A 12,630-nucleotide genomic window follows, 5' to 3' on the forward strand; every position below is an offset into this window, starting at 1 on the left:
CGTGACAACCCCTTTCCCTCACGAGCCCGGAGCGGCCACGGGGCCGGTTCCGCCCCCCGAATGCCCGGCGCATGGACTCGGCGTCGGACCCGGCGGGCTGCGCCGGTTCTACGGCCCCGAGGCCGAGCGGGACCCGGCAGGGCTGTACGACAAGCTGCGCGCCGAACACGGCACGGTGGCGCCGATCCTGCTGCACGGAGACGTACCCGCCTGGCTGGTGCTCGGGCACAGCGAGAACCTGCACATGACCCGCACCCCCTCACAGTTCTCCCGCGACTCCCGGCACTGGCGGGCCCTGCAGGACGGCAGCGTCGCCCCCGACCACCCGCTGGCCCCGATCTTCACCTGGCAGCCGGTCTGCGTCTTCGCCGACGGCGCCACCCACGAGCGCCAGCGCGGCGCGGTCACCGACAGCATCGCGCGCATCGACCACCGCGGCGTCCGCCGACACATCAACCGCTACAGCAACCGGCTCGTCAACGAGTTCTGCCAGGACGGCCGTGTCGACCTGGTCGGTCAGTTCGCCGAGTGGCTGCCGATGATGGTGATGTGCGAGATTCTCGGCATGCCCGAGGAGTGCAACGACCGGATGGTGCAGGCCGCCCGCGACATGACCCGGGGCACGGCGACCGCCGTCGCGAGCAACGCGTACGTGGTCGCCGCACTGAACCGGCTCGTCCGGCGTCGCCGGACCGCACCCGCCGCCGACTTCGCCACCTGGCTCGTCGAGCATCCCGCGGGCATGACCGACACCGAGGTCACCGAGCATCTGCGACTGATCCTCATCGCCGCGTACGAGGCGACCGCCAACCTCATCGCCAATGTGCTGCGGATGGTCCTCACCGACCCGCGGTTCCGGGCCAGGCTCAGCGGCGGCCACATGACGGTGCCGGAGGCGGTCGAACAGACGCTGTGGGACGAGCCGCCGTTCACCTCGGTCTTCGGCCGCTGGGCGGTCGGCGACACGGAGCTGGGCGGGCAGCGGATCAAGGCGGGCGACGCGCTGATCGTCGGCATCGCACCCGCCAATACGGACCCGGTGGTCCGTCCCGATCTGGCCGCCGACATGGAGGGCAACCGTGCACACCTGGCGTTCAGTGGCGGACCGCACGAGTGCCCCGGGCAGGACATCGGACGGGCGATCGCGGATGCCGGCGTCGACGCCCTGCTGATGCGTCTTCCCGACCTCGAACTCGCCGTCGAGGAAAGCGAATTGAATCGGATCGGGAACATCCTGTCCCGGCATCTGCTGGAGTTGCCGGCCGACTTCGCGCCACGCTCGCCGAAGGACGACGAGCCGCCGCCGACGGGGCGGCGCACACCGCCGCGCGAGGACTGGGAGGTGCAGTCACCGGTCCCGCACACGACGCCCGTGTCCGTTCCGGCGGGGGTGGCTGCGCAGACCGGGCAGAGCCACGCCGACGGGGAGCGGACCGATGCATCGCCCCATGGCGCGTCCGTCGGCCGGATCCCGCAGCAGCGCGGGCCGGCCGCACCGGCACGGCTGTGGCGTGCGGTGACACGGTGGTGGAGCGGCTACTGACCGTGCCGTCCGCGGGACGGCACGCGTGACGGTCCGGTGGCCCGGGGCCTCTGGCTCCGGGCCACCGGTCTGCGCGATGCCGCCGTGGTGGCTGGCACGGCGCGGGCACAAGGTCCCCCGTACCATGCGGAAGCGTGAAGCTGACAATTCTGGGCGGCGGCGGATTCCGGGTCCCACTCGTGTACGGGGCGCTGCTCGCCGACCATGCAGAGGGCCGTGTCACCGCCGTCACCCTGTACGACACGGACGCCGGCCGGCTCACCGCCATTGCCCGCGTCCTCGCCGATCAGGCCGAAGGGGTGCCGGACGCACCCGCCGTCCTTGCCACGACCGAGCTCGACGAGGCACTGCGCGGCGCCGACTTCATCTTCTCCGCCATCCGGGTCGGCGGTCTCGAAGGACGTGCCGCCGACGAAAGGGTGGCCCTCGACGAAGGCGTGCTCGGGCAGGAGACGGTGGGCGCGGGCGGCATCGCGTACGGACTGCGCACCGTCCCCGTCGCCGTCGACCTTGCCCGGCGCATCGCCCGGCTCGCCCCGCACGCCTGGGTCATCAACTTCACCAACCCGGCGGGTCTGGTCACGGAGGCGATGTCCCGGCACCTCGGCGACCGGGTCATCGGCATCTGCGACTCCCCGGTGGGCCTGGGCCGCCGGATCGCCCGGACCCTCGGCGTCGACCCCGAGCGGGCCCGGATCGACTATGCCGGCCTCAACCACCTGGGCTGGGTCCGCGGGCTGCACGTCGACGGCCGCGACGAACTGCCGCGCCTGCTCGCCGACCCGCAGCTGCTCGGCTCGTTCGAGGAGGGAAGGCTCTTCGGCACCGACTGGCTGCAGTCACTCGGTGCGATCCCCAACGAGTACCTGCACTACTACTACTTCAACCGGGAAGCCGTCCGCGCCTACCAGGATGCGGAACAGACCCGTGGCGCCTTCCTCCGCGACCAGCAGGAGGGCTTCTACGCCCGGATGAAGGACCCGGCCGCTCCTGCCTTCCCGGCCTGGGACCGGACCCGCGCCGAGCGCGAGGCCACCTATATGTCGGAGAACAGAGAGGTCGCCGGGGTCGGCGAGCGCGACGAGAGCGATCTGGAGTCCGGTGGGTACGAGCAGGTCGCCCTCGCACTCATGCGGGCCGTCGCGCGTGACGAACGGACCTCGCTCATCCTCAATGTCCGTAACCGCACCACGCTCTCCGTGCTCGACGCCGACGCGGTCATCGAAGTGCCGTGCCTCGTCGACGCGAACGGTGCCCGTCCCGTCAGCGTCGACCCCCTCCCGTACCACGCCGTCGGACTGGTCACCGCGGTCAAGGCCGTCGAACGCGCCGTCCTGGACGCGGCCGCGAGCGGCTCACGCGCGACCGCCGTGCAGGCCTTCGCACTGCACCCCCTCGTCGACTCGGTCTCGGTCGCCCGTCGGCTGGTCGACGGGTACACGAAGGCCCATCCCGGACTCGCGTACCTGAACCGGCCTTGAGGCCCGGCCCCGCCTCCTGGTACCCGCCTTCGGGCTCGTACGTACGTACGTACGTACGAGCCCGAAGGCGGAGCCGGTGTGCGTCGTCGCTGATCCTCGGCCGGCTCGCTCCGGCATCGGTGGACCGGAAGATTCCGCGTACCCCGCCGATCTTCGCGCTGCGTACGGCGACGAGCCTGCACACGGCGTCGAACTCCTTGCGGAAAAGTCGGTTTCCCGCCCGAGCCCGGTTCCCTACACTGACCAGGAATCGCGCGCTGCCACACCGACGCAGCGCGCGCCGTGACGAGTGAGGGGAGCCCGGCCGTGCGCTATCGCACCGCTGTTGTTGTTCCCCGGTCACGGTATGAGGTGATCCTGGTGTCTTCGTGCGCCCGGTGCCGGCTGCGCGGCCGGAACCGGATGTCCGTGACGAACACCTGACCCCTGTCAGCCCGGTGTCGAGTCAACCGGTCGGGAACATCCCGATGAGGTTGCGCCGCATCAGGGGTTCCCACGTGGCCTGACCGGGCCCATTCGTCCCGGGAATCGCGCTGCCCGCTCCGGATCACCCCGAAAGGCCATGGGCCGTGCGCACCAACCTGAACCGTCGTCTCGCAAGCCGGCTGACCGGCGTGCGTAACCTCGGCATCCTCGCTCACGTCGATGCCGGCAAGACCACCATCACCGAACGGATCCTCTACGTCACCGGGTCCACGTACAAGCGTGGCGAGGTCCATGACGGGACCACCGTCACCGACTTCGATTCCCAGGAACGCGATCGTGGGATCACCATCTTCGCCGCTGCGGTGAGCTGTGCCTGGGACGGCCACCGGATCAATCTGATCGATACCCCGGGCCACGTCGACTTCTCCGACGAGGTGGAGCGCTCGCTGCGGGTGCTGGACGGCGCGATCGCGGTGTTCGACGCTGTCGCGGGAGTCGAGCCGCAGAGCGAGTCGGTGTGGCGGCAGGCCGATCGCCACGGGGTGCCGCGAATCGCCTTCGTCAACAAGCTGGACCGGGCCGGTGCCGACCTCGACACGGCGGTCGAGTCGATCCGGGCACGGTTGCATCCGGCCCCGCTGGTGGTCCAGTTGCCGATCGGAGCGGAGGACGGGTTCAGAGGGGTGGTGGATCTGCTGCGTATGCGGTCGCTGGTCTGGGCCCGCGACACGTTCGAGGAGGGCCCGGTGCCGGAACCGCTTCGCGACGAGGCGAACCGGCGTCGTCGGCTGCTGGAGGAAGCGGTGGCGGAACTCCACCCGGTCGCGCTGGAGGAGTTCTGTGCGGAGTCGACGGTCTCCGCGCAGACTCTGGCCTCCGCGTTGCGCGACCTGACCCGTACCGGTGAGGGCGTGGTGGTGTTGTGCGGTTCGGCGTACCGCAACTGCGGGATCGAGCCGCTGCTGGAGGCCGCCGTGGCCTATCTGCCCTCGCCGCTGGACGTGCCGGCGGTACGCGGCACCCAGGGCGGCGCGGTGCAGGAGCGGGCCGCCGACCCGGCGGCGCCCTTCGCGGCGCTGGTGTTCAAGGTGAATTCGACCGCCACGGGGCGGCTGACGTACCTGCGGGTGTATTCCGGAACGATCGAGAGGGGAGATGCGGTGCTGGACGTCGGCGCGCGGCGCACCGAGCGGATCGGCCGGATTCTGCGGGTCCAGGCCGACCATCACTCGGAGACGGACCGGGCGGTGGCCGGGGACATCGTCGCGGTGGTCGGGCTGAAGTCGGCCCGTGCCGGGGCCACGCTGTGTGTGCCCGCGGCTCCTCTGCTCCTCGAACCGCCGGCCGTCGCCGACCCGGTGGTCTCCGTGGCGGTCGAGGCCCGAAGCCGCACCGATACGGACCGGTTGGTCTCGGCGCTGGCGCGGCTGGTCGAGGAGGATCCCTCGCTTGTGGTCAGGACCGACCGCGAGACCGGCCAGACGGTTCTGTCGGGGATGGGCGAATTGCATCTGGAGGTAGCGGTGGAGAAGATCCGGCGCGCCCATGGACTGGATGTCGGCATCGGTCGGCCGAGGGTGGCCTACCGGGAGACCGTCGCGCGCGGTGTGTCGGGGCTGGTGTACCGGCATGTCAAGCAGGACGGAGGCGCCGGCCAGTTCGCCCATGTCGTCCTCGACACGGAGCCGCTGGAGTCCGCTCCGGACACGTCCGGTGAGGACGGCAGTGGCAGTGCAGCGGACTTCGTGTTCCGGTCGGCTGTCGTCGGTGGCAGGGTGCCGCAGGAGTTCGTCCGGGCGGTGGAGGCCGGCTGCCGGGATGCTCTTGCCGAGGGGCCTCTCGGCGGACACCCGGTGACCGGGCTGCGGGTCACGCTGACCGACGGAGCGACCCATGCGAAGGACTCCTCGGAGATGGCGTTCCGGACGGCCGGCCGGCTCGCACTTCGGGAGGCCCTGCGCGCCGGCGTCATGGTGCTGCTGGAACCGGTGGTCGAGGTCACAGTCACCGTGCCCGACGCCGCCGTGGGCGGGGTGCTCGGCGACCTGGCGGCACGGCGCGGCCGGGTCTCGGGTTCGGTCGCACGGGCGGGTACGGCGGTGATCACCGCGACCGTGCCGCTGGCCGAATTGTTCGGCTACGCGACCCGGTTGCGCAGCCGGACCCAGGGCCGGGGGACTTTCACCACCCGTCCCACCGGCTTCGCCCCGGCGCCCAGCGAGGCGCCCGACGGGATTCCGTCCCGGTGACGCAACGGCCGGCCCCGCCCGAACGAGGGCGGGGCCGGCCCGGCCGTCGTGGTCATGGTGCGGCTCCCAGGCCGTAACGGGGCCGCGGCGACGGTGGCGACGCCTCGGCCCCCTCGGCCGTACCGGCCGGATCAGCCGGCGGGTACCGCGTGCGAACCACCGGCCGCCGCCCAGGACGGCGTCACACCCGTGACCTGGCACACCATCAGAAAGAGCGGAATGGGCGGGGTGTACGGCGTGCGGCTGTCGGGTGCGTGGATCAGGCGCGGCCGCACGGCGGGGACGTACGCGCCCTTGGCGTACGCGACCTGCGCCGGCCAGTCCAGATCGAGGTCCGAGCCCGCCGGTACGATCCACCACCAGCGGTCGGCGTCCGCGAAGACGCAGCCGGTGCGCGGCAGATGGGACATGAGCCGGAAGCCGTACCCGGCAGGCACCCCCACCGCGTCGCAGCCCAGGCTCGCCGACAGCGCGGGAGGCAGCGGCAGCTGCACGAGGCAACCCCCGGAGCCCGACAGCCGGGACTCGCGGGAGAGAGGCGATCCGAGCAGATGGGACATCGCGTTCCTCAACATGACCGCTCCGTGCCGTGCGGAAGTTCTGCCCAGACGATCCGGCCCGATCCGTCGCCCGCGTCACGGGATCCCCAGGCGCTGCTCAGCGCGTCGACGAGCAGCAGGCCGCGACCGTGTTCGTCGTCGGCAGTGCGGCACAGCTTCGGGCCGCCCGGCTGGTGCCCCTGGTCCTGCACGGCTATGCGCAGCCGTCTCTCGAGACAGCGCAGCTCGCACACGATGCGCTCGCTCGCGGTGTGCACCACCGCGTTGGTGACCAGTTCCGACACGATCAGGATCGCCGCGTCGCTCGTCTCCGTGTCCAGCTGCCACTCGTCCAGCCGGGTCCGTGTCAGCCGCCGCGCACCGGCCACCGACTCCGGGTGCGCAGGGAGCGCGAAGCAGTATCGGAGCGCTTCGGTCCCGGGGCTGAGGTCGATGAGCCGGGGGATGAGCGCACTGCCAGGTGCCACGACCGATTCCTCACAGTGGGGGGCTTCGTCACGACTCGCATCCCAGGGCATGAGGGCGGGCATGACTAAGTGAACTGGTTCACTCACCAACTCTCCCCCTGTCGTGAACACTTGGCAAGGGCCACTCTGAAAATTTCAGAGTGGCCGTGTCTTTGGTGGCATATGCATGGCACACTGCTCGCAAACAGCGCATCGGGAGGTCTGAAGTGAGCGAACCGCGGTCCGCCCCGACCGTGGGTCAGGTCGTTCTCGGCAAGCGCCTGCAGGATCTGCGGGAGCGCGTCGGCCTGAGCCGTGACCAGGCTGCCAAGGTGCTCCGGGTCGCTCCCGCGACGATACGCAGGATGGAGACCGCCGAGGTCGCGCTCAAGATCCCTTATGTGCAACTGCTCCTGAAGGCCTACGGGATCGCCGACGAGGAGACCGAATCCTTCGTCGAGCTGGCCGAGGAGGCCAACAAGCCCGGCTGGTGGCAGCGGTTCCACGATGTCCTGCCCGACTGGTTCAGCGTGTACGTCAGCCTGGAGGGCGCGGCGAACCTCCTGCGCATGTACGAACCGCACTTCGTCCCCGGACTCCTGCAGACCGAGGACTACGCCCGATCGGTGATGCGTACCGGCGCCGTCGGCCAGACCCGGCCCGAGGACATCGAGCGCCATGTGGCGCTGCGGATGGAGCGGCAGTCCCTGCTGACGCGGCCGGATGCCCCGAAGTTGTGGGTGGTGATGGACGAGACGGTCCTGCGCCGTCCCGTCGGCAGCGTCGACGCCATGCGCGCGCAGATCGACCGGCTGCTGGACGCCACCGAGATGCCCCATGTGACACTGCAGATCGCGGAGTTCGCGACCGGCCACCACCCGGGCACCTACGGCCCGTTCGTTCTCTTCCGCTTCGCCGTCCCCGAACTGCCCGACATGGTGTACAGCGAGTACCTGACCGGCGCCGTCTACTTCGACGCGCGCCCCGAGGTGGCCTCCTACCTCGAAGTCATGGACCGCATGGCGGCTCAGGCCGCAACTGCACAACGCACGAAGGAAATCCTCCGGGACTTCCGCAAGGAGCTGTGATCGATGGACCCCATATACAACGGCATGCCCGCCGGCGAGCTCGGCTCCGAAGGCTGGTACAAGCCGTGGAGCGGTGGAAACGGCGGCAACTGTGTCGAGGCCATGAAGCTGGCCGACGGCAGAGTCGCTGTACGCCAGTCCGCGGATCCCGACGGCCCCGCCCTGATCTACACCCACCGCGAGATCGCCGCCTTCATCCGGGGAGCCAAGGCCGGCCAGGCGGACTTCCTCCTTACCGGAAGCTGACGCGTCCGGCGTCCGTCCTTGCCACACTCAGTCTCAGTTCACCGATCCACGGACCGCGGGAGCGCGCCATGACCGGGAACGAGCCCACTGAGATCGACACCACCAAGCCGCATCCCGCCCGGATGTACGACTGGTTCCTCGGTGGCAAGGACAACTATCCGGTCGACGAACAGATGGCGCAGCAGCTCCTGGCCCTCGACGCCCGCGGCGGTGACATGGCCCGGGTCAACCGGGCGTTCATGCACCGCGCCACGCGCTGGCTCGCCGACCAGGGCGTACGCCAGTTCCTCGACATCGGCACCGGCATTCCCACCGAGCCGAACCTCCACCAGATCGCCCAGCAGACGGCCCCGGACGCGCGCATCGTCTACTGCGACAACGACCCGATCGTCCTTGCGCACGCGGCGGCCCTGCTGCGCTCCACCGCCGAGGGCGCCACGGAGTACATCCAGGTCGATGCCCGCGAGCCGGAGACCATCCTCGAACAGGCGGGCAGGGTACTCGACTTCAGCAAGCCGATCGCGCTGTCCCTGCTGGCCCTGCTGCACTTCCTCGACGACGAGGACGGTGCCGCCGAGATCGTCGACCGGCTGGTGGAGAAGCTCCCCTCGGGCAGCTATCTGGTGCTCTCGCACACCACCGGGGACTTCAACCCCGAGGGTGCGGCGCAGGCGTCGGCCATGTACAAGGCCCGCGGGATGACGCTGCGTCCGCGCTCGCGCGCCGAACTCACCGCGTTCTTCGCGGGACTCGAACTCGTGGACTCGGGCGTCTCGCTCTCCGCGGACTGGCACCCGGAGCTCGGCGAGGTCATCGACGTACCAGGCGACGAGCCGATTCCCGGCTACGCGGGGGTGGCCCGCAAGCCCTGACCCGGGTCGTCACCTGCATGCTCACTGCCTGCTGACCGACCGGGTGATGCCCGCGGCGATCGTCGTCGCGAGCAGCCACCCGGTCGCGATGAGGAGGTACGACAGCCACTGGTACCAGCCCTGCGGGTTGAACGCCCGTTCCTGCCCGAAGTCCACAATCGGCAGAAGCAGGTCCAGTGTGTAGACGAACGGACTGAACGGCGGAGCCTCGTCCGCCTTCAGCGGGCTCGGATGATGCAGCGCGTACACCAGCGACCCGGCCAGCAGCAGCGAGAAGAGCCAGGCGGCGGCCCGCACCGGCCGGAAGCCGTACCCGACGGTGACATCCTGGAGATGCCCCCACAGCCGTGCGTAGGCGGGCAGGGTGGCGCGGTGTCTGCGCTGCTTGGCGAGGAGCACCGTGCGCGCGGCGTCGTCGTCGCCGATCCGCCGGTACGCCTCCGTCAGCTGCTCGTACGCGTGCGGCACATAGCCCTCCTCCTCCCGTTCGAGCAGCGGCAGCCGCCGCTCGGCCGGCAGATGGGGGAGAAGCGTGGTGTACGTCAGCCCGTCGAGCCGGACCAGCTCCGGCCAGACCGACGGGGTGGCATGGATGAGGTCGGCCTTCGCCCGGCGCAGATTCACTCTGCCGTCGATCGGGGCGGCCTCCCGGAGCCAGAGTTCGCCGATCGTGCTACTGCTGGCGCGGAGCGCCACGCCACCCGGGTTGGACAGCCGGGCGTACGCGAGGTTGAGCTGCCCCGGTATCCGGGCGCCTCGCAGATCGACCCGCCCCTGGACCCGGATCCGCATCCCGTGCAGGTCGGAGCCGACGCCGAGATTCTCGGCATGCAGTGCGGTCGCCCCGGGATTGCGCAGGTGGGCGTCGTCGAGCCGGATCTGCCCGGTGACGGCGGCGCCGCCGAGCCGGGTCTCGCCGTGCACGACGAGACCGGGCCACCACAAGTCGTCCTCGACGACCGCGTGATTCAGCTGCAGCACCGCCTCGCCGTTGGGCGCGGTCGTACCGTCCGCGTTCACTCCGATGCGGGTCCGGTCGAAGAACAGGGCCTGGGCGATCTTCGAACCGCCGAGCCGCACCGGGCCGGAGATCCGGCAGTCGGTGAGCCGCAGCACGCCGTCGATCCGGACGGTCGCGGCGATCAGGCCAGGCAGCACGGAATTGCTCAGATTGAGCTGCCGAAGCTGTGAGCCGTACAGGTTGGGTGCCTGCTCGAAATGACATCCGGCCAGCAACACCGCGCACTCGGCGATCGCATACCGCACATTCAGCGTGCCCGTGATCCGCGCGCCCAGGATGCGCAGCGCGGACACCTGGCCGTCCTCCCGCAGGCCGCCGACCAGCAGCGCCCTCAGCAACTCGGCGCGCACGGTGCGCTCAGGACCCCAGCCCTCCCCGGTCTCCGGGTCGTCCTCGGCCTCCACTCCGGTACGGAAATCGACGGCGACACCGCGCGGGAAGGCGTCCCGGACACGGCGCTCGGCGGGGGTCAACTCGGTGATGTCCATCGGCGGGACTCTGACCCGTGTCCGACAGAGTGTCAACCGTTCCTATCCAGTGCGCATGAGTGAGTCCTGGACCCACTGCTGTGTACTGGGCGCATCCCGAACGGTGTTGGATGCGCTGGGTCTGTTCCGCGCCGCGTTCAGCCGCCCAGGGCGTGCCCGGTCGTCGCGTCGACATGCCCGGGTACGTCGTCGTGCCGGTCGCCCACCGTCGACGTACCGGACGGCTCGAACAGCAGCAGCGAGGCGCCGTCCGCCGAGAACGGCTTGTGCCAGGTGGAGCACGGGACGACGAACACCGCGCCCCGGTCGAGCGTGACCGTGCGCTCGCCGCCGTCCTCGCGCAGAGCGATGGCCAGCGTGCCGTCGAGGACGAGGAAGAATTCGTCGGTGTCGTCATGGACGTGCCAGACATGCTCGCCGCGGACCTTGGCGACCCGTACGTCGTAGTCGTTGACGCGGGTCACGATCCGCGGGCTCCACAGGGTCTCGAACGTCGTGAGGGCCTCGCTCAGCAGGATGGGCTCCAGGCCGGCCTTCGTCGTGTCATCGCTCATGATCCCCATCCTCGGCGCTGGGCCCCACGAAAGGGGAGTGCTATGAACGGAATAGGGCGCAAGAATCCTCGTACCGGATCGTGATGATCGTCTCGGCCGTCCTCGACACGATCCGACGCGCCGCCGAGCTGGGCGCCCGGCTGGTCAGCTTCTGTACGGGCACGTTCACGCTCGCTGCCGCCGGTGTGCTGGACGGGTGCCGGGTCACCACCCACTGGGGCTGGCCCGAATCCTTCACCGCCCGCTTCCCGCAGGTCCGACTCGACTTCGAGCGGTCGCCCGCGCCGACGGACTCGGTACGGCGACGAACCTGCGCGCCCACCTGCGCCGCCGTACCGGGCTCACCCCCACCGAGTGCCGACGCAGGTTCACCCTGACGCACTGACCCGCCCGCCACAGGTCACAATGGACGCATGTCCCGACGCAGCTCACGCCCCCGGCAGCCCTTCGCCGCGAGCACCCGGAACGCCCCGGTGACCACGATCACTCCGGCTTCGCCGTGCCCGTGCGGCCTGCCTGCCACGTACGCGGACTGCTGCGGACGACTGCACGCCGGGACCGCCGCCGCGCCGACCTGCGAGGCGCTGATGCGTTCGCGGTACGCCGCCTTCGTCGTCCAGGACGCGGCGTATCTCATCCGCACCTGGCATCCCGACACCCGGCCGCCCGTCGTCGACTTCGATCCCGGAATGCGCTGGGTGCGCCTGGAGATCCTGGAGACGACGGACGGCAGCGCGTTCCACACCACGGGCACGGTCACCTTCCGCGCCCACTACATGGACCACGGCCGACCGGAATCGCTCCATGAGAAGAGCCGGTTTGTCCGGCACGAGGGTGCCTGGGTCTACGTGACGGCGGTCTTCATCGACTGACGGCTGCCCGTGCCCGGCTCAGTTGAAGACGGACACCCGCGTGCGGTGGAGCGTCGGCTTCTCGAACTCGTCCACCAGCGCCACCGCGAGCCCGGCGTACTTCTCGGGGTCCCTGACCACCGCGGTGACCTGGTGCCCACACATCCGCGCGTCGGCGGTGACCGCACGTCCCGCCCGGCCGCCCGCACCGAACGCCGGGCCTACGAGGCGGCGCATCGCCCAACGACGAAACCGCTCCGGTAGGAGGGCGGCCGAAGTACGCCAGAGGCAGGCACCAGGGCCTTGGCGAGGGCGATGTGATGTCGGGGCTCGCCGACTGATCACCGCCCGGATGGTCTTCGCACGAGTCGTCGCCGCGAGGCGCACCGCCAGGTCGTGGCGTACCCGTATGGGAAGGCTTTGAGGACGCCGCCGCCCTCGGCCGGTGCGGCACCCTTGAATGTGCCGCCGAGGCCCTGGAGCGCGGGCCCGTCACGCCGGAGGCTGCCGTGAGGCGCTGGTCGTGGTGCCGTCCGGGGCGGGGGCGTCGTGGCTGACCGGCTCTCCCTTCGGCGTCCAGCTCATAGTCGGCACCCGGCCACTGTTCGAGCCCTACGGCTGGGACCCGGAGATCGGCCTCGACGCTGCCATCGAGCTGCTGGGCTGGAGCTGCCGGCGAAGTGACGGGGGTACACCCGCACTGCAGGACCCCTCGGGGTGCTGAGCCTCGGTGTATTTCCCAACGGCGACTTCGAGGCCCCGTCTCTCTCAAGAATTTGCTTGAAGTTTCACGCAACAGGTACTC

Annotated in this window: 14 protein-coding genes; 9 read left to right on the forward strand and 5 right to left on the reverse strand. The window is 70.3% G+C overall.

Translation table 11 applies throughout. The features are described from left to right. Position 1: 1 nt before the first annotated feature. The 3 genes from ACGFSA_RS16465 to fusA all read left to right on the forward strand — a co-directional run bounded on the left by ACGFSA_RS16465 (position 2) and on the right by fusA (position 5,699). Positions 2 to 1,543 (forward strand): cytochrome P450, encoded by a 1,542-nt coding sequence (locus ACGFSA_RS16465; RefSeq protein WP_393304698.1) that lies wholly within the window; start codon positions 2 to 4, stop codon positions 1,541 to 1,543. A gap of 134 nt (positions 1,544 to 1,677) precedes the next feature. Continuing rightward, positions 1,678 to 3,024, forward strand: coding sequence for a 6-phospho-beta-glucosidase (locus tag ACGFSA_RS16470; RefSeq protein WP_393304700.1), 1,347 nt, complete (start codon positions 1,678 to 1,680; stop codon positions 3,022 to 3,024). A gap of 569 nt (positions 3,025 to 3,593) precedes the next feature. Further along, positions 3,594 to 5,699, forward strand: a complete 2,106-nt coding sequence (gene fusA, locus ACGFSA_RS16475) for an elongation factor G (RefSeq protein WP_393304702.1) — start codon at positions 3,594 to 3,596, stop codon at positions 5,697 to 5,699. Positions 5,700 to 5,830: 131 nt separating this feature from the next. Here the strand turns inward: fusA and ACGFSA_RS16480 are convergent, their stop codons facing one another. Both ACGFSA_RS16480 and ACGFSA_RS16485 read right to left on the reverse strand, forming a co-directional pair. Continuing rightward, positions 5,831 to 6,274, reverse strand: a complete 444-nt coding sequence (locus tag ACGFSA_RS16480; protein ID WP_393304704.1) for a hypothetical protein — start codon at positions 6,272 to 6,274, stop codon at positions 5,831 to 5,833. Next, the gene (locus ACGFSA_RS16485) at positions 6,268 to 6,726 is read right to left on the reverse strand and encodes an ATP-binding protein (protein ID WP_393304706.1); all 459 of its coding nucleotides are present in this window, start codon (positions 6,724 to 6,726) and stop codon (positions 6,268 to 6,270) included. Before ACGFSA_RS16485 ends, ACGFSA_RS16480 begins: the two co-directional genes overlap by 7 nt. A gap of 206 nt (positions 6,727 to 6,932) precedes the next feature. On the opposite strand from ACGFSA_RS16485, the gene ACGFSA_RS16490 reads away from it, so the two are divergent. From ACGFSA_RS16490 to ACGFSA_RS16500, 3 genes are all read left to right on the forward strand, one after another. Beyond that, the gene (locus ACGFSA_RS16490) at positions 6,933 to 7,793 is read left to right on the forward strand and encodes a helix-turn-helix domain-containing protein (protein ID WP_393304708.1); all 861 of its coding nucleotides are present in this window, start codon (positions 6,933 to 6,935) and stop codon (positions 7,791 to 7,793) included. Positions 7,794 to 7,796: 3 nt separating this feature from the next. Further along, entirely contained in the window at positions 7,797 to 8,039 is a 243-nt protein-coding gene (locus ACGFSA_RS16495) for a DUF397 domain-containing protein (protein WP_393304710.1), read from the forward strand. Between the two features lie 68 nt (positions 8,040 to 8,107). Further along, complete coding sequence (locus ACGFSA_RS16500) at positions 8,108 to 8,911, forward strand: SAM-dependent methyltransferase (protein WP_393304712.1); 804 nt, start codon at positions 8,108 to 8,110, stop codon at positions 8,909 to 8,911. Positions 8,912 to 8,932: 21 nt separating this feature from the next. Here ACGFSA_RS16500 and ACGFSA_RS16505 read toward each other — a convergent pair whose 3' ends face one another. Beyond that, positions 8,933 to 10,420, reverse strand: a complete 1,488-nt coding sequence (locus ACGFSA_RS16505; protein WP_393304714.1) for a membrane-associated oxidoreductase — start codon at positions 10,418 to 10,420, stop codon at positions 8,933 to 8,935. 137 nt (positions 10,421 to 10,557) lie between these two features. Continuing rightward, positions 10,558 to 10,974, reverse strand: coding sequence for a cupin domain-containing protein (locus ACGFSA_RS16510; protein WP_393304716.1), 417 nt, complete (start codon positions 10,972 to 10,974; stop codon positions 10,558 to 10,560). A gap of 83 nt (positions 10,975 to 11,057) precedes the next feature. Between ACGFSA_RS16510 and ACGFSA_RS16515 the strand changes: the two genes are divergently transcribed. Both ACGFSA_RS16515 and ACGFSA_RS16520 read left to right on the forward strand, forming a co-directional pair. After that, a complete protein-coding gene (locus tag ACGFSA_RS16515; RefSeq protein ID WP_393304719.1) occupies positions 11,058 to 11,351 on the forward strand; it encodes a DJ-1/PfpI family protein in 294 nt (97 codons plus the stop codon). Between the two features lie 36 nt (positions 11,352 to 11,387). Then, positions 11,388 to 11,846, forward strand: a complete 459-nt coding sequence (locus ACGFSA_RS16520) for a YchJ family protein (RefSeq protein WP_393304721.1) — start codon at positions 11,388 to 11,390, stop codon at positions 11,844 to 11,846. A gap of 18 nt (positions 11,847 to 11,864) precedes the next feature. Here the strand turns inward: ACGFSA_RS16520 and ACGFSA_RS16525 are convergent, their stop codons facing one another. Next, entirely contained in the window at positions 11,865 to 12,062 is a 198-nt protein-coding gene (locus ACGFSA_RS16525; RefSeq protein WP_393304723.1) for a hypothetical protein, read from the reverse strand. Positions 12,063 to 12,348: 286 nt separating this feature from the next. On the opposite strand from ACGFSA_RS16525, the gene ACGFSA_RS16530 reads away from it, so the two are divergent. After that, positions 12,349 to 12,549 carry a hypothetical protein gene (locus ACGFSA_RS16530; protein ID WP_393304767.1) on the forward strand — a complete coding sequence of 67 codons (201 nt, stop codon included), beginning with the start codon at positions 12,349 to 12,351 and terminating at the stop codon, positions 12,547 to 12,549. Positions 12,550 to 12,630 lie beyond the last annotated feature (81 nt).

This window comes from Streptomyces sp. NPDC048496, assembly GCF_043200055.1.
In the GTDB taxonomy this organism is placed as follows: Bacteria; Actinomycetota; Actinomycetes; order Streptomycetales; family Streptomycetaceae; genus Streptomyces.